The sequence below is a fragment of the Streptosporangium sp. NPDC002607 genome (genome assembly GCF_053592655.1).
The window spans coordinates 53015-79281 of sequence record NZ_JBSFWD010000013.1 but is presented as its reverse complement, the minus strand read 5'-3'; the positions used below and the strand labels follow the sequence as shown (position 1 = coordinate 79281).

At 68.9% G+C, this 26267-nt stretch carries 21 protein-coding genes; 8 read left to right on the top strand and 13 right to left on the bottom strand.

Going from position 1 to position 26267, the window contains the following annotated elements:
* The first annotated feature begins 44 nt into the window (after nucleotides 1–44).
* Both ACWD3H_RS17250 and ACWD3H_RS17245 read left to right on the top strand, forming a co-directional pair.
* Entirely contained in the window at nucleotides 45–1049 is a 1005-nt protein-coding gene (locus ACWD3H_RS17250) for an Lrp/AsnC family transcriptional regulator (protein ID WP_451955657.1), read from the top strand.
* Entirely contained in the window at nucleotides 1036–2337 is a 1302-nt protein-coding gene (locus tag ACWD3H_RS17245) for a M20/M25/M40 family metallo-hydrolase (protein ID WP_451955656.1), read from the top strand. The genes ACWD3H_RS17250 and ACWD3H_RS17245 overlap by 14 nt, the downstream gene beginning before the upstream one ends.
* A gap of 18 nt (nucleotides 2338–2355) precedes the next feature.
* Here ACWD3H_RS17245 and ACWD3H_RS17240 read toward each other — a convergent pair whose 3' ends face one another.
* Genes ACWD3H_RS17240 through ACWD3H_RS17220 form a run of 5 tightly spaced genes read right to left on the bottom strand, consistent with a single transcriptional unit; the run spans nucleotide 2356 to nucleotide 6060 of the window.
* Nucleotides 2356–3177: an ABC transporter permease gene (locus ACWD3H_RS17240; RefSeq protein WP_451955655.1), complete on the bottom strand. Its 822-nt coding sequence runs from the start codon at nucleotides 3175–3177 to the stop codon at nucleotides 2356–2358.
* On the bottom strand, nucleotides 3174–4184 hold the full coding sequence (locus ACWD3H_RS17235) for an ABC transporter ATP-binding protein (RefSeq protein WP_451955654.1): 1011 nt from the start codon (nucleotides 4182–4184) through the stop codon (nucleotides 3174–3176). The genes ACWD3H_RS17240 and ACWD3H_RS17235 overlap by 4 nt, the downstream gene beginning before the upstream one ends.
* A 1-nt stretch (nucleotide 4185) precedes the next feature.
* Nucleotides 4186–4986 carry an ABC transporter permease gene (locus tag ACWD3H_RS17230; protein ID WP_451955653.1) on the bottom strand — a complete coding sequence of 267 codons (801 nt, stop codon included), beginning with the start codon at nucleotides 4984–4986 and terminating at the stop codon, nucleotides 4186–4188.
* Between the two features lie 9 nt (nucleotides 4987–4995).
* Complete coding sequence (locus ACWD3H_RS17225; RefSeq protein ID WP_451955652.1) at nucleotides 4996–5280, bottom strand: PqqD family protein; 285 nt, start codon at nucleotides 5278–5280, stop codon at nucleotides 4996–4998.
* The gene (locus ACWD3H_RS17220; RefSeq protein ID WP_451955651.1) at nucleotides 5281–6060 is read right to left on the bottom strand and encodes a hypothetical protein; all 780 of its coding nucleotides are present in this window, start codon (nucleotides 6058–6060) and stop codon (nucleotides 5281–5283) included.
* A 329-nt stretch (nucleotides 6061–6389) separates the two neighbouring features.
* Here ACWD3H_RS17220 and ACWD3H_RS17215 point away from each other — a divergent pair, with 329 nt between their 5' ends.
* Both ACWD3H_RS17215 and ACWD3H_RS17210 read left to right on the top strand, forming a co-directional pair.
* Nucleotides 6390–8153 carry a DUF4350 domain-containing protein gene (locus ACWD3H_RS17215; protein WP_451955650.1) on the top strand — a complete coding sequence of 588 codons (1764 nt, stop codon included), beginning with the start codon at nucleotides 6390–6392 and terminating at the stop codon, nucleotides 8151–8153.
* 58 nt (nucleotides 8154–8211) lie between these two features.
* On the top strand, nucleotides 8212–9192 hold the full coding sequence (locus tag ACWD3H_RS17210) for a DMT family transporter (RefSeq protein ID WP_451955649.1): 981 nt from the start codon (nucleotides 8212–8214) through the stop codon (nucleotides 9190–9192).
* On the opposite strand, the gene ACWD3H_RS17205 is transcribed toward ACWD3H_RS17210, so the two are convergent.
* On the bottom strand, nucleotides 9137–12118 hold the full coding sequence (locus ACWD3H_RS17205) for a BTAD domain-containing putative transcriptional regulator (protein WP_451955648.1): 2982 nt from the start codon (nucleotides 12116–12118) through the stop codon (nucleotides 9137–9139). The two genes, ACWD3H_RS17210 and ACWD3H_RS17205, sit on opposite strands and share 56 nt — an antisense overlap.
* 958 nt (nucleotides 12119–13076) lie before the next feature.
* On the opposite strand from ACWD3H_RS17205, the gene ACWD3H_RS17200 reads away from it, so the two are divergent.
* Nucleotides 13077–13868 carry a carboxypeptidase-like regulatory domain-containing protein gene (locus ACWD3H_RS17200; RefSeq protein ID WP_451955647.1) on the top strand — a complete coding sequence of 264 codons (792 nt, stop codon included), beginning with the start codon at nucleotides 13077–13079 and terminating at the stop codon, nucleotides 13866–13868.
* Between the two features lie 203 nt (nucleotides 13869–14071).
* Here ACWD3H_RS17200 and ACWD3H_RS17195 read toward each other — a convergent pair whose 3' ends face one another.
* From ACWD3H_RS17195 to ACWD3H_RS17175, 5 genes are all read right to left on the bottom strand, one after another.
* Nucleotides 14072–14932: a MerR family transcriptional regulator gene (locus ACWD3H_RS17195; RefSeq protein ID WP_451955646.1), complete on the bottom strand. Its 861-nt coding sequence runs from the start codon at nucleotides 14930–14932 to the stop codon at nucleotides 14072–14074.
* A complete protein-coding gene (locus ACWD3H_RS17190) occupies nucleotides 14916–16169 on the bottom strand; it encodes an MFS transporter (protein ID WP_451955645.1) in 1254 nt (417 codons plus the stop codon). Before ACWD3H_RS17190 ends, ACWD3H_RS17195 begins: the two co-directional genes overlap by 17 nt.
* 175 nt (nucleotides 16170–16344) lie before the next feature.
* On the bottom strand, nucleotides 16345–17466 hold the full coding sequence (locus ACWD3H_RS17185) for a hypothetical protein (protein ID WP_451955644.1): 1122 nt from the start codon (nucleotides 17464–17466) through the stop codon (nucleotides 16345–16347).
* A 450-nt stretch (nucleotides 17467–17916) separates the two neighbouring features.
* On the bottom strand, nucleotides 17917–18870 hold the full coding sequence (locus ACWD3H_RS17180; protein WP_451955643.1) for an alpha/beta fold hydrolase: 954 nt from the start codon (nucleotides 18868–18870) through the stop codon (nucleotides 17917–17919).
* Nucleotides 18840–19451: a GNAT family N-acetyltransferase gene (locus ACWD3H_RS17175; RefSeq protein WP_350916583.1), complete on the bottom strand. Its 612-nt coding sequence runs from the start codon at nucleotides 19449–19451 to the stop codon at nucleotides 18840–18842. Before ACWD3H_RS17175 ends, ACWD3H_RS17180 begins: the two co-directional genes overlap by 31 nt.
* 136 nt (nucleotides 19452–19587) lie before the next feature.
* Here ACWD3H_RS17175 and ACWD3H_RS17170 point away from each other — a divergent pair, with 136 nt between their 5' ends.
* Nucleotides 19588–20550 carry a GntR family transcriptional regulator gene (locus ACWD3H_RS17170; protein ID WP_350916580.1) on the top strand — a complete coding sequence of 321 codons (963 nt, stop codon included), beginning with the start codon at nucleotides 19588–19590 and terminating at the stop codon, nucleotides 20548–20550.
* Nucleotides 20551–20791: 241 nt separating this feature from the next.
* Here ACWD3H_RS17170 and ACWD3H_RS17165 read toward each other — a convergent pair whose 3' ends face one another.
* A complete protein-coding gene (locus ACWD3H_RS17165; protein ID WP_355615746.1) occupies nucleotides 20792–20929 on the bottom strand; it encodes a hypothetical protein in 138 nt (45 codons plus the stop codon).
* A gap of 459 nt (nucleotides 20930–21388) precedes the next feature.
* On the opposite strand from ACWD3H_RS17165, the gene ACWD3H_RS17160 reads away from it, so the two are divergent.
* Entirely contained in the window at nucleotides 21389–23128 is a 1740-nt protein-coding gene (locus tag ACWD3H_RS17160; RefSeq protein WP_451955642.1) for an NAD-dependent malic enzyme, read from the top strand.
* Between the two features lie 2 nt (nucleotides 23129–23130).
* On the top strand, nucleotides 23131–24615 hold the full coding sequence (locus tag ACWD3H_RS17155; protein ID WP_355551363.1) for a class II fumarate hydratase: 1485 nt from the start codon (nucleotides 23131–23133) through the stop codon (nucleotides 24613–24615).
* A 54-nt stretch (nucleotides 24616–24669) separates the two neighbouring features.
* On the opposite strand, the gene ACWD3H_RS17150 is transcribed toward ACWD3H_RS17155, so the two are convergent.
* Nucleotides 24670–26262, bottom strand: coding sequence for an MDR family MFS transporter (locus tag ACWD3H_RS17150; RefSeq protein WP_451955641.1), 1593 nt, complete (start codon nucleotides 26260–26262; stop codon nucleotides 24670–24672).
* Nucleotides 26263–26267 lie beyond the last annotated feature (5 nt).

Here is a 26267-nt window from a genome sequence, read left to right as displayed (position 1 = left end):
TTGCTGTAATCGTCATCGAGCACGGCAGGGTGTTAAATTACGACATGTTGGATGAGATAGATCGGCGCCTGGTCGCGGCGCTGCAGGTCTCGCCGCGCGCCGCCTGGGGGGACCTGGGGAAGGTGCTCGGCGAGCACGAGCGCACGGTGGCGCGACGCGTGCAGCGCCTGCTGGCCGTCGACGCCATCCGGATCACGGCCGTCTACGACGACCTGCGCAGCGGCGTCGGCAACCCGGTGCACATCCGGGTGCGCACGGACCCGGGCTCGACGGACGCCACGGCGCAGGTCCTCGCGGCCCGGCCCGACGTGCGCGCGGTCTTCGCGATAACCGGGTCCGCCGACCTGTGGTGCGAGCTCGTCGCGTCCAGGGAGGAGCACCCGCGGCGCCTCCACGAGATCCTCGCCGGTGAGATACCCGCCACGCCCGGCGTTCGGGCCACCGAGGCACAGGTGGTGCTGAAGACCTTCACCACGGTCGCCGACTGGCACGCGCCGTTGCTGAGCGAGGAGGAGGTCGCCGGGATGCGCGGCCTGGCCGTCCCGCCGCTCCCCGAACTGCCGGACCGGGTGGAGCTGGCGGCCGGTGAGCGGGACGTGGCCGAGCTCCTCATCCGGGACGGCCGCATGAGCTACACCCAGATCGCCGAGGAACTGGGGATCTCCGTGCCGACCGCGCGGCGGAGGGTGACCTGGCTGCTGGAGCGGCAGCTGGTACACCTGCGGGTGGAGGCCGAACCGGCGCTGCTCGGCCTGCGGGTGGAGGCCCAGCTCGGCCTGGAGGTGCGTCCCGCCGGTCTCGACGCGGTGGGAACGGCGCTCACCCGCCATCCCGGTGTCCGCTACTGCGCCGCCATCGCGGGAAGCCGTGACCTCCTCGTCGAGGCGTGTCTGGCCCACGAGATGGAGTTGTACCGATTCGTCACCCAGGTCATCGGGGGGCTGCCGGACGTCGTCGACGTGGACATGGCCTTCGTCACCCGGGCCTACAAACGCGGGCACCTGCTCAAGGACGGCCATCTGACCAGGAGACCGGATGACACTCTTTGAGGACGAGACCGTGCGGATGTGCGCGGAGCTCATCCGTATCGACACGAGCAACCACGGCGACGGGAGGGGGCCGGGGGAACGTGTGGCCGCCGAGCGGGTGATGGGGTGGCTGAGCGAGGTCGATCTCACCCCCGTCTATCTGGAGAGCGCCCCTCGCCGCGGAAACGTGATCCTCCGGGTGCCGGGAGAGCGGTCCGACCTGCCGGCCCTGCTCGTGCACGGCCATCTCGACGTCGTTCCCGCCGACCCGCGGGACTGGCTCGTTCCCCCGTTCGCCGGCGAGGTGATCGACGGCTGGGTATGGGGCCGCGGAGCCGTCGACATGAAGCACATGGACGCGATGATGGTGGCCCTGGTCCGCGACATGGCCCGCGGCGGGCACCGCCCGCGACGGGATCTGGTCTTCGCCTGGCTGGCCGACGAGGAGACCGGTGGCGATCACGGAGCGCGCTTCCTGACCGACCGGCATCCGGACCTGTTCGAGGGGTGCGCGGAGGCGATCAGCGAGGTCGGCGGCTACTCCGTCGAGATCGATCCCCGGCTCCGGCTCTACCTGGTGGAGACCGCGCAGAAGGGGCTGGCCTGGATCCGGATGGTCGTCGAGGGGCAGGCGGGGCACGGCTCCATGCTCAATCCCGGCAACGCGGTGACCGAGCTGGCGTCCGCGGTGAGCAGGATCGGCACGCACGCCTGGCCGCGGCGGCTCACCCCCACGACCCGCCGCATGCTCGAGGAGATGTGCCAGGCGTGTGACGTGCCGTTCGACGAGGGTGATCTCGACGGCATTCTCGCCAGGCTCGGGCCGATCTCCCGCTTCATCGGCGCCTCTCTCAGCCACGTGGCCAATCCGACGCAGTTCCATGCCGGGTATGCCACGAACGTCGTGCCGGAGCTGGCCGTCGCCGAGATCGACGGGCGCTTCCTGCCCGGCCTGAAGGACGACTTCCTCGCGACCGTCGACCGGCTCGCCGGTTCGCGGGTGGCCAGCCGGCACATCGACTGCGAGGAGGCGATCGAGGCGCCTTTCGACACCCCCCTGGTCACGTCCATGCTCTCCGCGCTCCAGAGCGAGGATCCCGAGGCGCGGATCGTTCCCTACTGCCTGTCCGCCGGTACGGACAACCGGACGTTTCACCGGATGGGCATGCACGGTTACGGGTTCGTCCCGCTACGGCTCCCTGCGGAGATGAACTTCGCGGCGATGTTCCACGGGGTCGACGAACGCGTGCCGGAGTCCGCGCTCCGCTTCGGGGCGCGGGTCCTGCGCCGTCTGCTCCTGACCTACTGACCACCGGCCGTCCGACGATCAGAACAGCCGCAGCTGCCCCGTACGCTGCGCCCTGGCCTCGCCCACCCGCATGGCCAGGGCCGCGGCGGCGAGCAGCCCGGCGGAGAGGAGAGTGAGGATGAGAAGTTCGGGAACGAGGTCGGCGACGCCCCTGCCCTCCAGGAGCGCGCCGCGGACGACGACCAGGCTGCCGGTGAGCGGGACCAGCGAACCCACGGCTCGCACCCAGCCGGGCAGCGCGAACAGCGGCAGCCGCACCCCGCCGACGAACCAGAGCGGCTCCTCCAGCAGCGTGAACAGGAACGTGGAGTCCCTGGCGAACACGAGCAGGCTGTTGAGCAGGGCACCCCAGGCGACGGCCGGCACCAGCAGCGCGAGGAAGACCACCGCGTACATCAGCGGGTGGGCGACGTGAACGGCGTCGACGGCCACCAGCATGGCCGTGCTGAAGCAGGTGAACAGCCACGTGTTCTGGACCAGCGCGCCGGCACCGTTGGCGATCACGAGCACCAGGCGGTTGACCGGCGCCAGGAAGAGCAGTTCGAGGGTGCCGGTCACGCGCTCGTAGGAGAACTCCCACGCGGACTCGACCAGCGAGGAGAAGAACGCGTACGCGAGGGCGCCGGTCGCCAGGAAGACGAGCAGACGCTCGGGGTCGGCGGCGAGCGGCCAGCGCTCGGCGATCCCCGGCGTGGCGGTGACGGGACGGACCGTGTAGTAGGTCGCGGCGAGCTGGAGCAACGGCCACACCAGCATCGCGAACACCACGCTCCTGCTGGCGAACAGCTGGCGGTGCTGTTTCAGCGCCTCCGCCGCGACGACCCGCAACGCGTGCCTCATACCCTGGCCTCCCGCTCCGGTGTTCCCACGCGGCCGTCGGCCAGGGAGAGCACGGCGTCCTCAAGCGTCGGTTCCACCACGTTCAGCCCGCCGAGTTCGGCCCCCGCCGCCACCAGTGCGCTCGCCAACGGGCCCGCCACCTCTCCCGGATGGCGGAGCTCGACCACCAGGGAGCCGGTCTGGTCACGCTCGAACAGCGGGGTCACGCCGACGGCGCGGGCGAAGTCCGCGGCGGCCCTCTCGATCGCGGGCGTGGGGTTGGTCACCACGACCCGGACCGTCGGGTGGCACCCACTGACCGTCTTCAGCACGGCCGCGCTCCCCTCCGCGACATGACGGCCCTCGCTGATGACGTAGATGTGGTCGCACAGCTCCTCGACCTCGGCGAGGTAGTGGGAGGTGAGCAGGATCCCCTTCCCGTCCTCGGCGAGACGGGCGACCACCCGCCGCAGCTCCCGCGCGATGGGCGCGTCCAGCCCGAGAGTGGGTTCGTCGAGCAGCAGGTAGGCAGGGTCGTTGATCAGACCCCTGGCGATGGAGAGCCGCTGGGTCATGCCGCGCGAGTACTTCTCCACGACGGTGTCCGCGGCTCTCTCCAGGCCGACGAGCCGGAGCAGCTCGTCGATCCGCGAGCGGAGGACGGCGCGGGGCACATCGTAGAGCTGCCCGAAGTACCAGAGGTTCTCGCGACCGGTCATCCGGGCGTACACCATGCGCTCGCCACCGGCGATCAGGTTGATCCGGCGCCGCACGGCGTTCGCGTCCCGCACCACGTCGAGGTCGTCGAGGCGGACCGATCCGCTCGTGGGGCGGAGCAGGGTGGCCAGAATCTTGATCGTGGTGGTCTTACCCGCCCCGTTGAGCCCGAGCAGGCCGGTCACCCGCCCCCGGGGAATCGACATCGACAGCCCGTCGACCGCGGTCTTGAACCCGCCGGACCGGAAAATCCTCCGGGAGGCGGGGAACGTCTTTCTGAGGTCCACCGTCTCCATACGTCCGTTCGTCACCTCAGTAGGTCCTTTCCATCGCCCGTCGCACCGCCCAGGGAAGCAATCGGAGCCCGATCGCGGAATAGGCCAGTCCAAGAATTATCGAAAAGCCCAGCAGCGGGCCGGGGTCCCCCGTTTCCGATCCGGTCATCGATACCCGGAGCACATCCAGCGCGGATGTTATCGGCAGCGCGGCACCGAGCCACTGTGCCGGTTCCGGGAGGTAACCGACGGGAAAGGTGAAACCGCAGATCAGAGCTATCGTGTAGAACATCGTGTTCTGCGTGACATGGGCCTCGCCGGCAATGGTCATCACCAGGGCGAGCAACAGTGAGACGCCGAACACCGCCACCACCAGGGCGATCAGGGCGGCACCGAAAAGAAGCGGAGAGGCAGGCACCATGGAGGCGCCGAGGAAAGTCGCGAAAACGGCCAGCACCACCACTTCGAGGAGCGCGTTCAGGGTGCCGAACATCGTCCGTCCGAGCAAATAGTGAAGGCGGCCCGCCGGGGTCACGAGAAGTGCGCCGAGCGAACCCTCACGTTCTTCTTCGATGAATGCCCGGCTGATCCACAGCATCAGCCGGACGGTGAACATGTAGGCCGCCGCTCCCACCGCCACGAAACCAAAGTAGTCGGTGGTCCCCGCCTTGCCGACGAATTCGGTGCCGACCTGACCGCCGCCGATCGCGTGTAATGCCAGATAGGCGAGACCGACGGTCAGCCCGCCGAGCAGGAGGGTGGCGACGAGAAAGGTCACCGGATATGCGCGCCTGGTCACCAGCCAGGAGCGCCTGAACGTGATCCATAGAACAGGCATGTGCCCCCGCTATTCGTGGTGAAGGATCCGCAGAACACCGAGTTCGACCAGTTCGGTGAAAAATTCCAGCACATCGTCCACCGCCTCTTCCCGAGGTATGTCGTATTCCCGGGAGACGATCTCGCCGATGTCCAGTACCGTTCTTTTCCCATCGATCTGCCGCCAGATGAACCTGGCCGTTTCGGACAGCTCGAACACGTGCTCGCCGTCTCCGACGAAGGTCTTCCCCTGGAGGTTCCGCATCCGCACCGTCATCGGCAGGACCGGCACCGCGTGCTGTTCGCCCGGCTCCATCTACACGTTCACCTCCATCGACACTCGCTGGCAGAGCGAGACGACCTCCTCGACCCAGCGGACCGGATCGGCGGGATCGAAGGTCCGCATGGTCTCGACCGACCAGTAGTGGTCGAACGTGAGCAGCCGTGGCCCGGCTTTCCGAAAACGCCGGGCACGCCATTTCGGCGAATGCCCGAACTCTCCGTGGCCGGCGAGCAGCGCGTCGATCGCATGACCGAACGCCAATCTCGCGGAGAGCACCGCACTGTCCAGGTCGCCGGCCTCGCAGGCCCCCACGGCGTCTTCCACGAAACTGTCGGCATGGTCCAGGGATCTCGATACGAGGACCGATGTGTAGGCGGACTCACATTGCTGTTCCCGACGGTCATAAAGCCATTGGTGACCGCTGACCGGCACGGCGTACGGAATCCTTTCGAGAAATGCCGTCTCGTCTTCCGTGAGCAGCTTCCAGGCCGCCCGGTCTCCCTTGAACGCCTCGTGGGAAACCTTGGCGAGGACCTGGTCGACCTGACCGTCCTGCCAGTATTCGATGTCCCAGCGCCGGCCCATGGCGTGGATTTTCTCCCACTGGATGACGGGGGGTTCAAGGGCCACGAACGAGGGTTCGGCGCTCGGGCCGGCCCATGGCTCCGTGGTTACCAGGGTTATGTCCAGATCGCTGGTGGGATTACCCCAGCCACGCACCAGCGATCCGCTCAGGAACACCGATTCACAGGACTGCGGTAACAGGTTGTTGTCGCGCAGCGTCTCGATGACGCGAGCCGGGTCTGGAGTCATCTTGCGAACCTTTCCGATGATATCTGGAGTCGTTTCCCCGAACCGGTTTCGGCCGGACATGACGGATGATGACGGAAATTCGGGGACGGACGCAACTCTTGCCTGCGCAGGCGTTTCGTTGGATCATGTGCTCTTCATCCTGATAAACAGGGCGAAAGATATGCCAGGCATCGCCCGCATATCTTGGTATACGCCTCGTATACCAACCCATACTGCGACCGGTGTTAGTGTCCGGCTGTCCGACAAGCGGTTCTCCAGGCAAGCGCGACCTCCCAGCCGAGTTGCTCCGCTGCGGCACATGTAGCCATCTCACGAAAGGTTCACGAGGCATGCGCGCCGGCATCGATCTAAATCACTCGTCACAATGGGTAACGGTTCCCGGAAATAAGAATCTGACGGATTTTCCCGAGGAGTACGCCGAATTCGGTAACCTCGGCCATCTCGCCGAGGTCATTCGCACCTCCTTCGGTGCCGAGGTGTTCACCCTGGACGACGGCTGGGGCGCGGAGTCCCTGTCCGACCTGGCTCTTCTCGTCCTGCCGATCGACTCGACCAGCCGGTGGACGGAGCAGGAGTCCGCCGCCGTCCAGGACTTCCTGAAGCGCGGTGGCGGCGTCCTCCTCTTCGGAGACGGGGACGCGCCGGTGACTCCGGACGACCGTCCACCGCTTCCCCTCCCGCACCTGCGTCTGGCCCGGTCCACCACCGGGATCTCCCGCCCCGAGCCGGACTCCCACGTCCTGGACCAGAACCTGGTGCTCGACGTCGATCCGCGCCATCCGGCCACCCGGGAACCCAAGCGGGTCTTCCTGCACCGTCCCCGGCAGGTCATCAGCGACGACGACGGGTTGACGCCCGTCGTCCAGCGAGAGGGGGCGACGCTGATCGGGACGGCGCGGCTCGGCGAGGGGCGGCTGGCCGTGGTCGGGAACGGGGAGATGTTCTCGCTGCCGTTCCTGGGCCGCGAGTCGAACGCCGAACTCCTTCTCGACCTCGTCCAGTGGCTGGTGAGCAGGGCGGTGAACTCCTGCCCCCAGTGGGCCGCCCTGGATGTCACCGTGAAACACCGCTACCCGACGCGTACCTTCGGCCGCGAGGAGGACCTGGAACGCCTGTCCGGCCCTCACCTGGTCGACGCGCGCCCCTTCGAGAGGCTGCTCTCCCAGCTGGCGATGCGCCCGCTGCCGCATCCCTACGAGGATGAGTCCACCTTCCTCACCGAGGCGGAACTCGCCTACCACGAGATGCCCCGGCCGATCCGGCAGTCGCTCACCCGGTTCCGCCTGCGCTCCAACGACTACGGAGTGCTGCTGATCAAGGGGCTTCCCCAGGACCCGGTCCTGCCCGCGACACCCGCGAATCCCAGTGAGAGGGCCGACAAGGAGACCTGGCTGAGCGAGCTGTGGCTGGCGGCCTTCAGCAGTGCGCTGGGCTTCCCCTTCGCCTACCGGCAGGAGAAGCGCGGCCAGCTGTTCCAGAACGTCGCCCCCACCCCTCACAACGCCGCGAAACTCTCCTCGGAGAGCTCCGCGCTGCTGCTCGACTTCCACACCGAGACGGCTTTCCACCGTCACATGCCGGACTACGTGATGCTCCACTGCGTCCGGCCGGATCACGAACGGGTCGCCAGGACGATCGGCTCCGGGGTGCGCATGATCCTGCCCGAGCTCTCGCTGCGCGATCGCGGGCTGCTCTTCGAGCCCCTGTACCGGACCGGTATCGACTACTCCTTCGGCAGCGCGAACGGGCTCAAGGGGAACGGCCCCCTGCTGCCGGTCCTGTCCGGGGACCCCTACGATCCCTACCTGACGTTCGACCTCGACCTGATGACCGGTATCACGCCCGAGGCGGAAACCGCGCTGCGGAATCTCGCCGCCGCGACCAGAAGGGTCCAGCGCTGGGTCCGGCTGGACGCCGGGGACCTGCTCATCGTGGACAACCGCAAGGCCGTGCACGCGAGGTCGGAGTTCACCGCCCGATACGACGGTTTCGACCGGTGGCTACAGCGGACCTGCGTGCTGCGCAGCCCGTTCGACTCGGCCGCGGACCGGCGTCTGGGAAGCCGCGTGGTCGAGACCCGGTTCGCCGTCTGAATGACACCGTGACCCGGGTGCCCGAGCGGGCATCCGGGTCCTGGAGGGAGGATCTACATTGATCAGCGGCATTCTCCGCGATGACCCCGAGATCAGGAACAGGCGCGTCGCCGAGCTTGGACTCGTCGGCGTGGCCGTCTCCTTCGGGCTGACCTTCACCCTGATCCAGGATGCGATTCGCGACATATCACCGTGGTCGTTCGTCGCGTTCCGCTTCCTGCTGGCGGCGGGCGTGCTGCTGCTGCCGTACGGCGGGCAGGTGCGGCGGCTTCCGCCGGCGGGGTGGCGGGCCGGCCTGGTGCTGGGACTGCTGCTCATCGGCGGTTACGCCCTCCAGACCATCGGGCTGCTGCACACGACCGCCTCCAACGCCGGGTTCATCACCGGGCTGTACGTGGTGTTCACCCCGATTCTCGCCTGGTTGGTACTGCGCCAGGCGGTGAGCGGCTGGGTGTGGGGCTGCATCGCGCTCGCCGCGTTCGGCCTTCTGCTGCTCTCCGGGTTCGGGGGCGCCTGGCACCCTCTGGGCGACGCTCTCACGCTGGCGTGCAGCCTCGCCTTCGCGATGCACATCATCGTGACGGACCGGGCGATCCGCAGCTTTCCGGTGGGTCCCCTGGTGGCGGTGCAGCTCGCCGTCTGCGGAGTGGTCGCGCTCGCGGTCGCCGCCGCGACCGGCGAACTCACCCTGCCCACGGGCTCCACCGTGTGGGTGGCCCTCGCCTTCACGGCGGTGGTGGCCAGTGCGATCGCCTACTTCGTCCAGTCGTACGCGCAACAGCGCACGTCTCCCGTACGAGCGTCGCTGATTCTCGCCACGGAGCCGGTCTTCGCCGGCGTCTTCGGGTACTGGCTCGCCGGTGACCGGCTCTCCGCGCTGGGCTGGACGGGGGCGGGGCTCATGCTGCTGGCCGTGCTCCTGGCCGAGGCCAGGAGCACGGTCGCCGCGCTGCCGCGCATGGTGCGCTCCCGCTGGGGGTCACCTACCGGGTGGCGACGGCGGAGTCCAGAGCCGCCGCCTCGGACCAGGCGTTCCTAGCGGCCTCGTCGTTGCCCTGGGCGTCGTACACGTCGCCGAGCGTGCGCAGCGCCCTCACCCGCCAGGCGGGCACGTCGATGTCCAGGCAGATCATGATCGCCTCGGTGAGCGCCCGGGCCGCCGCGTCGAGGCGGCCCCGCCCGCTGTCGAGCTCGCCGAGGCTGATGAGAACCTGTGCCAGGAGCAGGCGATCCTTCGTCTCGTGACAGATGCCGATCGCCCGGTCGAGTATCGCGGCGGCCTCGTCGTGGCGGCCCTGAAGGGCGCGCACCCGCCCCAGGCCGTGCAGTACGTGGGCGGTCCCGAGGGTGTCACCGAGCTCGGTCACGATGGTCAGGACGCTGTCGAACTCCCGGCCCGCCTTCTCGACCGCCCCCTGGCTCAAACTGAGCTCACCCATCCGGTACAGCACCTGCGCGTAGAGCCGGTGTGTTCCGGCCTCCCTGGCCGCCGACAGGGCCTGCTCCAGGTAGACCCCGGCCTCCTCGGTGCGGCCCCGTTCCAGCAGCATCTGACCGAGGTAGCGAAGTGTCAGCACCTTGTTCGTCCAGTCGTGAACCTCCTCAAGGATGGCGAGGACCTCGTGGGCGTTCCGCAGGGCGCCCTCGTAGTCGCCCTGCAGCCGCTGCACGACCGTCAACTTCTGCAGGGCGAGCGCGTACCCGTGCCGGTCACCCGCTCCGAGGTGTCCACGCATCGCGGCCTCGAGCAGCACGGCGGCGTCGGAGTAGCGGTTCTGCTCGATGTGGAGCTCGCCCAGTTCCGTGAGCACCGCGGCCTCGCCCCGCACGTTACCCGCCCTGCGGGTGGCGCCGAGCGCGTACTCGTGCGTCAGCTGCCACTCGTCGTAGTGCCTGCGGACCTCCAGCAGCGGGGCGGCCGTGACCGCCAGGTCCCACGACAGCTCGTGCAGGCCGACCTCCGCCGCCTGCCGTACGGCCGCCACGATGCTCTGCAGCTCGCTCTCGCACCAGGCCAGGGGGTCGGCCACGAGCTGGTCGGCCAGCGGTTGGTCCGGATACCACCGGGGCGCGTGGCCGTGAATGATCAGGTGCTCGCCGCCGGTCAGATTCGTGTGGGCCCGCTCGCAGAGCGAGAGCATTCCCCCGAGCATCCGCCCCGTCGCCGCGGCCCGGTCGCCTTCCGGCTGCTCCGCCTCGACGCGTTCCCTGGCGTAGAGCCGGACGAGGTCGTGGAACCGGTAGCGCAGGCCGCCCGTCTCGTCCCGCCCGATCACGTCCACCAGGCGGGCGTCTATCAGTGCCTCCAGCACGTCGGTGGCGTCGGAGACGCCGGTGTCCAGCAGGGAGGCGGCGACCCAGTCCGTGAAGTCCGGCGCGTGCAGCAGTCCGAGAAGCCGGAAGAGGTGACGTGCCCCCGGGTCGAGACCGTTGTAGGACAGCGCGAGGCTGGCACGGATGTCGAGGTGCCCGTGCGCCAGCTCGCTGAGCCGCCCTCGCTCGTCCGCCAGCTTCTGGGCCATCCTGCCGAGCGACCAGTGGGGGCGGGCCTTCAGCCGGGCGCCGATGATACGGAGGGCGAGCGGTAGCCCCCCGCACAACCGCACCAGTTCCGCGGCCGCCTCCGGCTCGCCGTTCACCCTGTCGCTTCCGAACATCCGCATCAGCAGCCGCGTCGCCTGCTCCCTGGTCAACGTGTCGAGCTCGATCAGGTGCGCCCCGCCCAGCCCGGTGAGACGGGTCCTGCTGGTCACCAGCACCACGCAGTCAGGGGTGCCGGGCAGGATCGGCTGCACCTGTGCCTCGTTCGCGGCGTTGTCCAGGACGATCAGTGCCCGGCGGCCGGCCAGCTGGGCGCGGTACATCTCGGCGCGCTCGTCGAGACTCTCGGGAATGGCGGTACCCGGCACGTCGAGCGCCCGGAGAAAGCGAGCCAGCACCTCTCCGGCCTCTGTGGGCTGCGCCTCCGTGCCATGCAGATCCACATACAGCTGGCCGCCGGTGAAGACGTCCTGCAGGCGATGCGCGACGTGGATCGCGAGCGACGTCTTTCCGACTCCGCCACGGCCCTCGATGGCGAAGATCGTTCCTCGCCTTCCGGCGTCGGAGAGGATGGTGTCGCACAGGGACTGGATATGCGCCTCTCGCCCGGTCAGGTCGGTCGCGTCCCTCGGCAGCAGGCACGGCCCCGGGATTTCCACCGGTGAACCTCCGAAGTCGGGGCTGTCGCGCGGGACGCTCTCGCCGGGCGTGCCCGGCTGGTCTCCGGAGACCAGGATGGCCTTCTCGAGCGCGCGCAGTTCGGGTCCCGGTTCGAGGCCGAGTTCCGTCACGAGCAGTTGGCGCGTGTCCCGGTAGACCTGGAGCGCCTCGGCCTGGCGGCCCGCCCGGTGGAGCGTGTGCATCAGCTGAAGGCGGAAGCGTTCGCGAAGGGGGAACCCCGTCGCGAGCTGGGTCAGTTCCGGGATCAGATCCGCGTACCGGTTCAGCTGGAGATCGGCCTCGATGCGCATCTCCAGCGCCACAAGCCTCAGCTCCTCCAGGCGCGCGGCCTCCCCCGCGACGATCGCCGCGCCGCTCGTCCCGGCGAACGCCGGGCCCCGCCACAGATCCAGCCCGTGGCGCAGGACCTCGGCCGCGCGGGCGTTGTTGCCCGCGTCCAGCGCGCGACGCCCCTCAAGGAGAAGCTTCTCGAACCGTCCGGAGTCCAGCTCACCGTCCTTGACCAGCAGGTAGTAGCCGAGCGGCTGCGACAGGATCCGCTGGGGGTCCCTGAGTGCCCGGCGAATCCGGTAGATGTAGAGGCGGAGGTTGTCCGCGGCCGACAGGGGCGGCTCCGTGCTCGCCCACAACTCGTCGATCAGCTGTTCGGTGGCGACCGCGGTGTTCGGTCTGGCGAGGAGCGCCCCCAGCAACGTCCTCTGTTTGAAACCCCCCACCGGTACGGAGCGAATCCCGTCGCTCACTTCCACAGCTCCAAGCACCTTGAACTGCAATGGTCCCTCCCCAGGAGACACTGGTCATCACTTCATCATCGTCCAGCAGGCGCAGTGAACACGGTCAAATACGAATATATCCAACTAAGCCGTCAATTTGATCGACAGCACAAAAATACGCCAATGGGCATAAATCAAGACAATCCCACCAGGATTGCATGATGTTCGATGAACACAAGCACCTACGGAGAGTGCGGCCAGAATTTAGTGGATGTCATAAACATCGTTCGCGAAGCCCGAAACACCGATCACCCGCCGGATAAAACCTGTGAGATTTTCCGCCCGCCATCCCACTGGTTCGCAGAGTGGTCGGATCGGGACGCTGAGCCACATCCCCAGCGCCTCGACGCCCCGCACCGGAGCGCCACCCTGAGCACCGTGCGGCCGGCCGCACGCCGCCCTCATGCCGCGCGGCCCACCGGCCGTTCGGCCGGCATACCAGAGATCACGGAAGGATATTCATCCGGCTTTGACATCGCGGACGGATTGAAACCCCTCTCGGCCCGTCCCGTAAATTCATCGCCCACCGCCCAGCCGATTCTTTTCATTGATGACTTACGCCGCGCCGCCCTGCACGATGCATTTCATCAATAGGCTTTTTCCGCCCGCGACGACAACGCGCCAAGCGACAGCGGCCACACCGATATCCGCACTCCTCTCCGCCGAGAGCGCCGCATTCCTGACCGTACGCCGGATCCTGCCGCGAAATCGTCGACTCCGGGACCGATCCTCGACTCCACCGACCGCGGTGGTCATATCAGCCTGCGGGGGTGAACCCCGGCATGCGAAATGTCGTGGAGAACCGGAGCGCGGCGACCTTCCACGCCCCTCCTCGGGCACTCGTACACCACATGCGCGGGCGCGCGAGAAGGCCGTCGGACCGCGCGTTCCAAGTCGATTGCAAGATCGTTTACCTAGTGTGACCGGCGTGCGAGAAGTGATCGCCGTGGGTGTTCTCATCGCGGCCCTGAGCGGCTGCGCGATCGAAGGCGGGGAGCGGATGACGGGTACGGTCGATGCCGGGCGGGAGACCGTCGCGGAGCGGCAGGCCGGGGCGGGGCAGTCGGAGGCCGGGGTGCTCAAGGGGCGGGTCGTCGACGCGGCGGGCAGGCCCGTCGCGGGCGCGGAGATCGTCGCCGACAACCAGCTTCTGTACAACAGCAACCTGGTCGTGACGACGGACAAGGACGGCCGCTACCGGGTGAGCACCGACGTCGCCGCGGCCACGTTCCGGGTGACCGGCACCGTGACCCGCCGCTTCGAGGGCCGTGCCTACACGATGGAGCTGACCCCCCACGACGACACCCCCTTCGCCGGTTCGGACGGTGCGATCCGCGACTTCACCTGGCGGCTCACCGGTGAGCGGTCCGACGGGCTGGGCTTCTACGGCAGCATGGTCCTCTTCCATCTGGAGTCCTACGACCCACAGAGCCCGGAGACCTTCCTGCAGGACGAGGACGTCACGCTCACCCTGACCCCGCAGGGACCGCTGATCGACGGCTCGGCCGGTGAGGTCATCACCCGCCGGGCCGAGCGCGGCGGCGACGGCTCGGGGGTGCTGGACGTGCCCATCGGCCGCTACCGGATCACCGCCGAGCACCTCGGGCGACCCCTGAAGATCCGGATCCGCGACACCGGCGAGTACGGCGAGGCCGTCGTCGCCGACTTCGAGCGCCTCCTGACCACCGTCCACCGCATCCAACTCGACCTCAAACCCTAGGCCGATCCCTCCATCTCGCGGCCGGCAGACCCGCCCGGTTACGACCGGTGCGCTCACCACGGTTTGTCCATCAGGGCCTTGAGCGTCTTGATGCCGCGTGGCGATCTGCCCTTGGCCGGCATGTGGCCGATGACGAGACCCCGGTCGCGCCGTTCGGGGCGCAACCGGCGGGAACGGCGGTCGGGTGAGCGAGGTGCTTCACGTCAACCGGCTGTGACGGAGCCCGAAGCCGCCTGTCCGGTGGTTGGCCACCCGGCTGCCTGGCCGTGGCGACCATCCCCTCCGGGGGACGCCGGGATCAGGTGGGCGGCGAGATTCTCCTGAACGGCGGTGAGCACGGCGAACTGCGCCGAGCCGAGGGTGCTCTCGTCGTGCTCGCCAGTGATCTCGTGGAAGTCCGTCCCGCTGTCGGAGAGGGCGTCCGCTCGGTCGAGGCCGGGAAGGGCGGCGAGCACGAAATCGGTGTAGTCGCGCGCGAGCCGGTCGAGTTCAGCCGGATCGTGCCCGCCGTCCGCGAGGGCTGCGAAGCGGTGTGACAGTTCCACGTAGCGGAACAGGTTCGGGGCGGCGGTCAAGGTCTCGTACATGGTCGTGAGCTGCGCGGTCGTCGCGGCGGGGTCGTCGGCCAGGGCGATCACGAGAAGGATGTCCTCTTTGTCGCGGTTCAGGACCGCGGCGGGTAGCCCTGCCGCCTCAAGCGTGGCGAGGGCAGCGCCGAGCCCGGCGGGCAGTTCGGGGTCTCGGTTGTCCCGCAGCAGCTGATCGAGCGCAGACCGTTTGCGGGCGATGAGCGCCGCCTGCTCGTCGAGTTCGGAGCGCAGTTCGCCGAGGGCCTCGCGCAAGCCGGCCGCCTGCCCGTCGAGAAGATCCCTGATCCGGCTCAGCGGGAGACCGAGGTCGCGCATGCCGCGGATGCGCTGCAAGCGGATAAGCGCGCCCGCACCGTAGAGGCGGTACCCGTTGGCGGCGCGTTCGGGCTCGGGCAGGAGCCCTTTGCGGTGGTAGAGGCGGATCGCCTTGGGAGTGGTCCCGCAGTGCCGGGCGAGGTCACCGATCGTCAGCATGTCCGGCGGTCCTTTCTTGCGGGGCGGATGCTCCCTCGTCGAGCTTGCGGAACGTGGCCGTCGTCGCGATGAGCGCGGTCGCGGTCACCCAGAGCAGCCCCAGGGTAAGCGAGGCAGTGGTGAGGGTGAAGAGATCGATGATCATTCCCGTGACGAAGACGGCGACGGGGCCGGCGAGTGAGGAGGACATGTTCTGCACGCTGAAGACACGGCCGCGGGCATGCTCGGGAATCGCCTCCTGGGTGATCACGCCGAGCACGGAGTTGAGGACGCCCAGCCCGGCGCCCGTGACGACCGAGCCGAGCAGGACGACCGGGTAGGAGGCCAAGGTGGCGAGGATCAGGACGCCGGCGGCGAGGAGGACGAGGGCGCCCATCGCCCAGAGCCTGCGACGGGTGTCGCCGCCGGTCGCCGCGTACAGTCCCGCACCGGCGATCATGCCGACGGCGATCGCGACGAGGACCGTGCCGAGCAGGCCGGGCGTGCCCGCCTGGGTGAAGTAAACGGGCATGACGATGCCCTGGAAGGAGGCGAGAACGACGGCGCACGCGGTGATGAACAGGGTCACCGTCACCAGCCGGCGGCTCCCTCCGATGACGGCGAATCCCGCACGCAACTCGCCGAAGACGTCCCGGAGCCCGTCGACCCGGCGCAGCCCGGCCGGTCTCGCACCGACCTCGCGCGGAAGCAGTGCGCCGCAGATCGCCGAGACGAGGGAGATCACCGCGATGCCCCACAGCACCACCACCGGTGGCGCGACCGACATCGCGAGCCCGGCGGCACCGGGCCCGATGATGATCATCGAGGCGCCGATGCCCTCGCGAAGGCCCATCACCCGTTCCAGGCCGGTACCGCTCAAGCGGGCGACCTCGGACACCATCGCCTCCCTGGCCGTCATCCCCGGGATGTCCGCCAGGGCGCCGAGGACGCCCAGAAGGCTGAACCAGCCGAGGTCCAGGCCCCAGAGCAGGTCGACGAGCGGAAGCGCGGCCACCGCGAGAGCCGACAGCACATCGCCGACGATCGCGGACGTCCGCCGGCTGACCCTGTCGACGATGAGGCCGCCCACGAGCCCTCCGGCCACGATGGGCAACGCGGCCACGAGCGACACCGTGCCCGCGGCGCTCACGCTGCCCAGGCGTTCCAGCGCCAGCAACGGCAGCGCGACGGCGATCAGCGAGTTACCCAGCAGCGACAAGGCTTCCGCGGTGAGATAGAGGAAGAGGATCCGGTTCACACGGTCAGCGTCCACCCCTGTCCCAGGGACAAGGTCAACCAGCGCGGACGCGCACCTTGCCCTTGCGTGCCGACAGCGGCACGTCGCCGCGCTGCCGGCCGACCTGCGGATATCGAGCTTGACAAGTTCCGAACGGCGCGTAACCCGGTGAACGCCGGCTGCCGACCTTGGGCTTCTATGCTTTGTCGGGGAGGTGGACGATGGTTTCGGTGCCGTCGTCCCAGCGCCACGGCACGTAGTGGCCCTGCAGATGCACGCCGCCGATCCACCGGTCGATGCCGTTGAGGGCGATCTGGTCGGCCTCTCCGGCCAGCACTCGCGCCCCGGTGTCGGTCAGGCACACGCCCGTCGTCCGCTCCACGGGGCGGCCAGGCGGGTCGAGACGGAGCAGCGGGTGTGGCCCCGCTGCCATCCGGTCCATCCGGCCGAAGCACGTGATGTCCCCCATGTACGGCCGCGTCTCCCGCGCCCCGGCCCTCACGAAGGCCATCCCGGCATCGGAGGCGCCGTCGGCGACGGCGGCCAGCACCCGCCGCTCGGTCAGCGACAGACCGTCCCGCGTCGCCGGATACTCCCGGCTGAGTCGGTCGAATGCCTCGCCCAGGAAGCGCAGCTCGCCCAGCCGCGCGGAGGCGATGGAGCCCAGGCCCTCGGGAGTGGGCGCGCGGAAGGCCGCCCACGCGCGGACGGCCAGTTCGAGCGCCGCCGGGGTCAGCCGCGCACATGCGTTCGTGTGCGACAGCTCACGCAACTGCTCGGCGGTCAGCTCCCCGAGGCCGCCGAAGCGGGCGATGCCCGCGTGTTCGCCTATGCAGATCAAAGTGATGCGCTCGGAGGGAACGCCCAGATCAGCCAGGCGGGCGAGGATCTCGGCGATCTGCAACTGGTCGTACAGGTCCGCCTCGAACCACAGCACGTACTCCCCGTCGCGGTTGGCCCCCAGGGCCCGGTCCCGCTCGGTGAACTGGCGCATCGCCTCGGCGCGCTCGACGCTCTCGTAGCCGGTGAGGTAGTCGACCCTGATCCGGCGCAGCTGGGCCGGCGCTACCTCGGGCACCGGCCCCTCGTGTAGGAGATCGCGCCAGTAGACCACGCGCCGCGCGAGCCCGGTCCCCGGCACGTCGGTGGCGTCGCCGTTGCTGATGTGCAGCGCCTCGGGCATCCAGTCGACCGGGAAGTCGTCCGGCGTCGTCCCCGGATGCTTGGCGAGGAGCCTGCTGCGGGCGGTCGCGTACGACTCGCCGGTCTTGGCCATCCGGGCGCGCACGTGCCGTTTGAAGCCGGCCTGCTTGGTCATGATCGTCTCCCGCGTCCCGTCCGCGGATCCCCCAGCAATCGCTGCGGCGGGCGCACGATCGACGAATGGTGCCTCGGCCGAGAGGTGGGCCTCCCTTTGCCTCCGTCGGGTGACCCGGCTGGGGCGGGTCGCCGGAGGTTGGGCGCGGACGGTCGCCACCTCTCAAGATACTCGGCGGCCGATACGTCGCGCGACCCCGCCCGCCCAGCACTGACCAAGAACGTTCGCCGGGTCCGAGGTCAGGCTGTTCTACACCTGCGAGACCACGGCCGGGCGATGCGACTGGTTGGAGTGGCATCCGCTCTAGCCCCCGCGGGCCGACGCGGTGGCGAAGACGCGGAAGACGAGGCGGCCGGGTGGCGGAGTCCAGCACACCGGACCCACTCCGCCTCGCCAGAACTCCTGCTCACCAGCTATAACGCAACTTTTCCTGGAGCATGCCGCGCCGGGTCAGCGGCTGGCGAGTTCCGAGAAGATCTCCACCAGTTCAGGCCGGTCGAGCGGGCCGACATGGGGTGCCGCGACGCTTCGCACGTCGGTCGGGTTGTTCGGAGTGAGGCGGTCGGCCTCTTTGATGAATCGGTCCTGCAGCGCTGGCGGGATAAGCCGGTCGAGGGTGAGACGCACGTACGTCCGGGGAATCCGGCCCCAGGTGTGTGCCTCGCCCCGGGCTTCGGCCAGGGGAATGCCGGCGGTCTCGTCCGGTTCGAGCATGTTGAGCAGCCGACTGACCCCTTCGTCGGTGAAATCTCCGGCAAGGGCATCCTTGACGCCTTGGAACACCGCCGGGTCGGCCGAGCGCCAGTTGAGCCGGCTCACCCCCAGGACCGCTGGATCGGCGACCATGGCCGCGGTCACTTGGGGGAGCAGGCTGTCACTGTTCTCCGGCGTTTCGAGATAAGCGGCCAGGTTCGGCAGGTCCACGCAGCAGTACGCCGCGACGTAGACAACCCGTTCGAGCAGTTCGGGGATGGCGTTGCCGACTCTGCTCACGGTGACGCCGCCCTGGCTCATGCCGACCAGGATCACGGGCCCGTGGCGGCGGGCGCGGCGCACCACGTCCACAACGCGCTCGACATAGTCGTCGATGGTGATCTTGGCGAGCGGCGAAGGTTCGGTTGCCAGTGCCTCGAGGTCCTGCGGGGCCTGGTACGAACGGGGGTAGAACGCCTCGCGGCCGTGTCCCGGAAGGTCGACGGCCACGCACCGGTGCCCGCGCAGGGCGAGCTCGCTGGTCAGCCCCGAAGCCCAGGCCGACGAGGAGTTGGTGCCGTGGATGAACACCAGGGTCGGCGGTCGCCGATCGGCGTCGCGGTTCGTTGTCATTGATGTTCTCTCCTTTTGTCTGTTGGACGGGTGGTGTGAGTTGGCGGTCAACGGTGCGGTGGGCGCCACATCGGCCACAGGGGCGGGCTGTCCGCCACGCGAACCGGCTCGCCGAGATCCTCGAATCCGTGCCGCTGGTAGAGGGCGCGACTCCGGGACGAACTCGCCTCCAGATACGCGGCGAGCCCGTCGGCGTCCGCTCGCTCCAGCCGGTGCCGCAGCATCGCCGAGCCGAGTCCGGTGCCCTGCCGCCCGCTGATCACCCCCATGCAGGGGAGGTAGAGGTGCGGTTCGCGATCGGGGTGCCGTGGGGCCAGTGCCTGGCCCAGGGCCAGCAATCGTGCACCGTTCTCACCGAAGGCCGTCTCCTGGCCCGCCTCGGGCGCGTCCGGGTGCTCCGCATAGGGCGTCTGACCTGCGGCCAGCGTCAGCCATACCGAGGCGCCCTCGCGACGGCCGGCCAGGTACGCCTCGGCGGCGGGATGGGTGAGCAGGGGGCGGTAGAAGTGCGCCTGGAGACGACCTCGTTGGCCCATCTCGGGGAAGAGCCAACAGACCAGTGGATCGTTCATGAACGCCTCGGTCAGGACGTCCAACACCGCCTGCTGGTCTGCGTCATCCGCTCGCCACACGGATGCGTACGGCGTATCAACTGTCATGGGTACAGCGTATTGAAACGGTCCCGGAAGTGAATATATCTCGAGAATTTAGCGAGTTAAAGTGAACTAGTACTGAGAGAGATTGAACTAGTACACTCTTGGCGGATAGCAACCTCACCAAGAGATCGGGGACTCTATGCCGTCGTCAACGCCGCGACCGGAACCGCCATACCGGCAGATCGTCACGGAGATCCGTGCCCGGATCCTGACCGGCGACCTGCGGCCCGGCGACCGGGTGCCTTCCATCCGGGAGATCGCCCAGCGATGCGGGGTCGCGGTCGCGACCGCGACCAGAGTGATGGCCACTCTCCGCGACGAAGGGCTGGTCGAAACGAAGGTCGGCGCCGGCACGGTGGTCAGCCCCCTGGGCCAGAAGCAGCCGGCCGGCCTGACCACTCCCCTGAGACCGCGGCGAGCCGACGTCCCCAAGCAGGCACTGAACCGGAAGCAGGCTCTCCGCACCGCCATCGCGATCGCCGACGCCGAGGGACTCGACGCCGTATCCATGCGGCGACTCGCCTCCGAGCTCGGCGTCGGTCCGATGTCGCTGTACCGGCACGTGACGAACAAGGACGAACTGGTGACGCAGATGGCCGACAAGGTCTTCGGCGAACTGGAGCTCCCCATCCCGGGGCCGGAGGGGTGGCGAGCCAAGCTCGAACTGATCTCCCGCCGGCAATGGGAGCTGTGCCGGCGACACCTCTGGCTGCCCAGGGCCATCTCGTTCACGCGACCGTTGCTGGTGCCCAACATGATGGCGCACACCGAGTGGACCCTGCGCGCACTCGACGGGCTTGGACTGCCCATGACGACACGGATTCGCGAGGCGCTCACACTGCACGCACTGGTCCACACCGTTGCGCTGTCCACGGCGGATGAGATCGAAGCCGAGCAGGAGACCGGTATGACGCTCGACCGGTGGTGGCTGACACAGCGAAAGCGGGCCGACGAACTCCTCCGCTCCGGACGATTTCCGCTGCTGGCCGCGGTTTCCGAGGAAACGGTGTCGGACGTGGACGGATTGTTCGAGTACAGCCTTGCACGCCATCTCGACGGTTTCGCCGCCCTGGTGGAGGATCAGGCCCGAACGCGCCCGTAGTCGGCGTGATGTGGGTTGGGCATCCCAGCGGTAGCGGGGTCTTGCTCGGCGGATGGGTGCGCGGACGGTGACGAACGCGCCGCCAGCGCGCACTGCTCGGCCGCCACTATCCGCCGTCGCCTCAGGGAATGGGCCGCCCTGGGCCTGGCCCAGAAGCTGCACGCGATCACTGCGGCCGACGCCGATCGCGCGCAGCTGCAGGGAGAAGAGCACGCGGTCCCCGGCCACCGCCGCCCGGCGATCACTCCAGGTCGCCGTCCCCGGCCCAGTGGGTCGTGCTCCATACGGCGCCACACTGGCAGCGCGTCAGCTCGACCAGCTCGCTCTTTTCGTTCATGGTCAGGCCGTGGTCGAGACGGACGTGAACGTGTGCACTCATGACGGATCGACTTCCGATTGATCATTCGATGCCCCGGCCGGACACCGGGCGGAAACCAGCCGACGACATGGGCCGGACCGGGAGCTTTTCTTACTGTCTACCTGAAGTAAGGACCGGTCGACGCGGCTCCCGCGATGTTTTACCCGAGGTCAAGGCATCATCCGAACGGGAGGCACAGGCAGGGCAGGGCCCACGCCACGGTAAAGGAAGTGGTACGGCGAGCCTTGGGCCGACACGCCGGCCGCGCGTTGTGCACCCCTGCCGGAATGTCGATCCTGAGGTGTCGCCCCGCCACGACAAGATCGCCGAGTCCTGCAAGGCCGTCGTTGCAAAAGTAATTTATTTTCCCTTTGGCGTGCACGGATCGTGCAGCGGGGAGGCCCCACATGGACAGATCGGCTGCCGATCGCCTGAGGGGCGGCGGGTGCGTCCCGGGTCAGAGATGTGCGGGTGATGGGGATGGCGAAGGAGTCCGGCAGGGCCGAACAGCCGAGGAGCGCGCACCGCGGCTTCACGGAGAACCCCGGCGGGGGCTACGTCACCACGCTGCGCGGGCTGGAGATACTGAACAACTCGCTGCTGAACAAGGGAACGGCGTTCAGCGAGCAGGAGCGCGCGGAGCTGGGCCTGGAGGGGCTGCTCCCCTCGGCTGTCGAGACACTCGACGAGCAGGCGCGCCGCGCGTACGCGCAGTACCGGGCGCAACCGACCGGCCTGCGCAAGAACGTCTACCTGTCGGCACTGCAGGACCGTGACGAGGTGCTCTTCTACCGGCTCCTGGCCGATCACCTGCGGGAGATGCTGCCGATCGTGTACGACCCGACGATCGCGCAGGCGATCAGGACCTACAGCCACGAGTACCGCCGGCCCCGGGGCGTCTACCTGTCCGTCGACGACGTGGACGGCATCGAGCGGGCTTTCCAGAACCTCGGCATGGGAGCCGACGACGTCGACCTGATCGTCGCCTCCGACGCGGAGGAGATCCTGGGCATCGGGGACTGGGGGGTGGGCGGCGGGGCCGGCATCGCCGTCGGCAAGCTGGCCGTCTACACCGCCGCCGCCGGGATCGACCCCGCCCGGGTCATCCCCGTCGCGCTGGACGTCGGCACCGACAACGAGGGGTTGCTCAACGACCCGTTCTACGTGGGCAACCGGCACTCGCGGGTGCGGGGGGAACGCTACGACAACTTCATCGACGCCTACGTCTCGGCGGCCACCCGCCTGTTCCCCGGCGCGATGCTGCACTGGGAGGATTTCGGGCCGTCCAACGCCCGGCGCATCCTGGAGAGGTACACCGGCCGGATCCCCACCTTCAACGACGACATGCAGGGCACCGGCGCGATCGTGCTCGCGGCCATGCTGGGCGCCGTCCGCGTCTCCGGTACACCGATGCGCGAGCAGCGGATCGTCGTCTTCGGCGCCGGTACGGCCGGCATCGGGATCGCCGATCAGTTGCGTGACGCGATGGTCCGCGACGGCCTGGACCGCCAGACGGCCACCCGCCGGATCTGGGCGGTCGACAAGCAGGGCCTGCTGATCGACGACATGTCAGACCTGCGCGACTTCCAGTCCCCCTACGCCCGGCCGGCCTCCGAGGTCGCCGACTGGAGCGGGGAGAGGGACGAGATCGACCTCGACGAGGTCGTCGGCCGCGTCAAGCCGACCATGCTGCTCGGCACCTCCACCAAGCACGGCGCCTTCACCGAAAAGATCGTTCGAGCCATGGCCGCCGGTGTCGACAGGCCGATCATCTTCCCGATCTCCAACCCGACCGAGCGGATCGAGGCGATGCCGGCCGACCTGATCCGGTGGACCGACGGCCGCGCCCTGATCGCCACCGGCATCCCGGTCGCCCCCATCACCCACCACGGTGTCACCTACGTCATCGCCCAGGCCAACAACGCCCTGCTCTACCCGGGGCTGGGACTGGGCGCGGTCGTGTCGCGAGCGCGGCGGGTCAGCGACGGCATGCTCCAGGCAGCCGCCGAGGCGGTCGGCGGCATGGTGGACGTCTCGACCCCGGGCGCCTCCCTGCTGCCCCAGGTGGACAACCTGAGAGAGGTCTCGGCCACGGTCGCGGTCGCGGTCGCGGAGCAGGCGGCCAAGGAGGACCTGGCCCGCGCCGACCTGCGGGACACCATCCAGCAGGTCCAGAACGCGATGTGGCAGCCGCGGTACCGACCGGTTCGGGGGACATGACGATGGCCGGTCAGCACCGGGAGGACGAGAGCGCGCCGCGGATCCTGGACCTGCCGATCGGCCTGGAGGCCTCCGGCACCCGTACCGAGAGCGACTCGATCGGCGAGATCCAGGTGCCGGCCGACCACTACTGGGGCGCGCAGACCCAGCGGTCGCTGATCCACTTCGCCATCGGCGACGACCTGATGCCCAAGGCCGTCTACCACGCCTACGGTTTCGTCAAGAAGGCCGCGGCGATCGTCAACGGCCGCGCCGGCCGGCTGCCCCGGTGGAAGGCCGACCTGATCAGCCGGGTCTCCGACGAGATCGTCCACGGTGACCTGGACAGCGAGTTCCCGCTGTACGTCTGGCAGACCGGCTCCGGCACGCAGTCGAACATGAACGTCAACGAGGTGATCTCCAACCGGGCTCTCCAACTCATCGGCCGTCCGCTCGGCGGCAAGGATCCCGTGCATCCGAACGACCACGTGAACATGGGACAGTCGTCCAACGACACGTTCGTCACCGCCATGCACATCGCCGCGGTGCGGGCGATCGACGGCCGGTTGCTGCCGGCGCTGACGCGGCTGCGCGACGCCACCGCGGCCAAGAGCCTCCAGTGGGAGCACGTGGTCAAGATCGGCCGCACCCATCTGGAGGATGCCACCCCGCTGACGGTCGGCCAGGAGTGGTCGGGCTACCTCGTCCAGATCCAGGACGCCGCCGACCATCTCGAACACACCCTCACCGGGCTGTACCGGCTGGCGATCGGCGGCACGGCGGTCGGCACCGGGCTGAACGCGCCACCGGGGTTCGGGGACGAGGTCGCCGCCCAGATCGCCGATCTCACCGGCTACCCCTTCGTCAGCGCCCCCAACAAGTTCGCCGCCCAGGCCTCGTGCGACGCGCTGGTCCGGGTCTCGGCGGCGGTGCGCGCCCTGGCGGTGTCGCTGTTCAAGTTCGCCAACGACATGCGCTGGCTGGGATCGGGGCCCCGGGCCGGCCTGCACGAGCTGATCCTGCCGTCCAACGAACCGGGGTCCTCGATCATGCCGGGCAAGGTCAATCCGACCCAGGCGGAGGCGATGCTGATGGTCGCCATCCAGGTGGTCGGCAACGACAGCGCGGTCTCGATGGCGGGTGCGGAGGGCAACTTCGAGCTCAACGCCTTCCGCCCTGTCATCATCAACAACGTCCTGCACTCGGTACGGATCCTGTCCGACATGATGGACCACTTCCGCGTCTACCTCATTGAGGGCGCTCAGCTCGACACCGCCAGGCTGAAGGACGACGTCGACCGGTCCGTGATGATGGTGACCGCGCTCAGCCCGATCATCGGCTATGACGAGGCCGCGCGGATCGCCCACCGAGCGCTCGACGAGGACCTCACGCTCAAGGAGGCCGCTCTCAAGTCCGGCGTCAGCCAGGCCCTCTACGACAAGGTCGTCGATCCCGAACGCCTCACCCGGCCCGGCGTGGCCGCCTCAGGTGACGGCACGCCTCCCTGAGGCGGCGGGCCGGGACAGGCTCTGTCGCTCGAAACGCGGTCGCCGCCCAGGCTGTCACGGAGGACTCCCCCCGGCGGCCGTGCCGGATGATGCGGTGAGCGGGCGTTCCCTGAGCAGCAGCGCCAGCACCAGGCCCGCCCCGAACACCACCGCCAGCCACAGGAACATCGGCACCAGCCCGTCGGCGTAGGCCCCGGCGACGAGCGCGCGGGCGGCTGGAGGCAGCGCGGCGGCGGCCTCGGGCGTCAGGCGGTGCGGGTCACCGGCCCCGCCGAGCACGGGGCCGAGCCCGGCTGCGACCCGGTTGGCGAACACCGAGCCGATCACCGCCGCCCCGACCGTCACGCCGATCTCCCTTACGAAGACGACCGTCGAGGTGGCGGTGCCGACCGAGGACTGGGGCACCGCGATCTGCACCGCGGTGATCGAGACCTGCATGAAGCAGCCGACCCCGAGGCCGAGCAGCACCAGGTAGGCGGCCAGCAGCCACGAGGGCGTCTGCGTGGTCATCGACCCGAGCAGCAGCATCGAGGCGGCCGCGAGGGCGGTGCCGACGATCGGGTAGATCTTGTAGCGCCCGAACCTGCTGATCAGGAGACCGGTGCCGATGTTCGCCGCGAGCAGGCCGAGCGTCAGCGGCACCAGGAACAGGCCCGCCGCGGTGGCACCCATCGAGTACACCATCTGGACGTACGACGGCACGTAGCTGACCACGCTGAACAGTCCGGCGCCGACCACGAGGCTCAGTCCGCCGGCGACCAGGACCGTGCGGTCGGCGAGGAGGCCGAGCGGGATGAGCGGGTCGGCCGCACGGCGCTCGGCGAGCACGAACAGGAACGTTCCCACCAGTGTGAACGCGCCCAGGCCCAGGATCGTCGGGGACGTCCAGCCGTGGAGCGTGCCACCCCAGGTGCCGATCAGGACGAGCGCGGTCGTCGTGACGGCCATCAGCGCGGTGCCCGTCACGTCGAGGGGGGCCGACAGCCGCCGCTTCGGCAGCCGCAGCGAGGTGGCGGCGAGGACGAGCGCCACGATGCCGAGCGGCAGGTTGATCCAGAAGATCCAGCGCCATCCGGCGCCGTCGGTGAGCGTCCCGCCGATGAGCGGGCTGACCACCGTGGCGACGCCGAAGACCGAGCCCAGCGGGCCGAGGAATCTGCCCCGGTCGCGCGGCGGGACCAGGTCGGCGACCACGGCCTGCGACAGGATCATCAGTCCCGCGGCGCCGAGCCCCTGCAGGGCGCGAGCCAGGACGAGCTGGACGATGTCCTGGGCCGCGCCGCACAGCGCCGACGCCACCAGGAAGACGACGATCGACCCGAGCAGCAGCGACTTGCGCCCCAGGGCGTCGCCGAGCTTCCCGAAGACCGGCATCGCGACCGCCGTGGCGAGCGCGTAGGCCGCCACGACCCACGACATGTGTTCCAGGCCGCCGAGCTCTCCGACGATGGCGGGCAGGGCCGTGGCGACGATCGTCTGGTCCAGCGCGGACAGGAAGGTGACCAGCAGCAGGGCGACGAAGATCCTCCCGAGCCGGGGAGCGGGGGCTGGAGGCGAGGCCGAGACAGGGGACTCGGACAGGGGTGAGGAAGAAGGAAGGGCCTCGGACCGCACGGAGGCGCCGGGCATGACAGGGGGATGATCCACGAGAG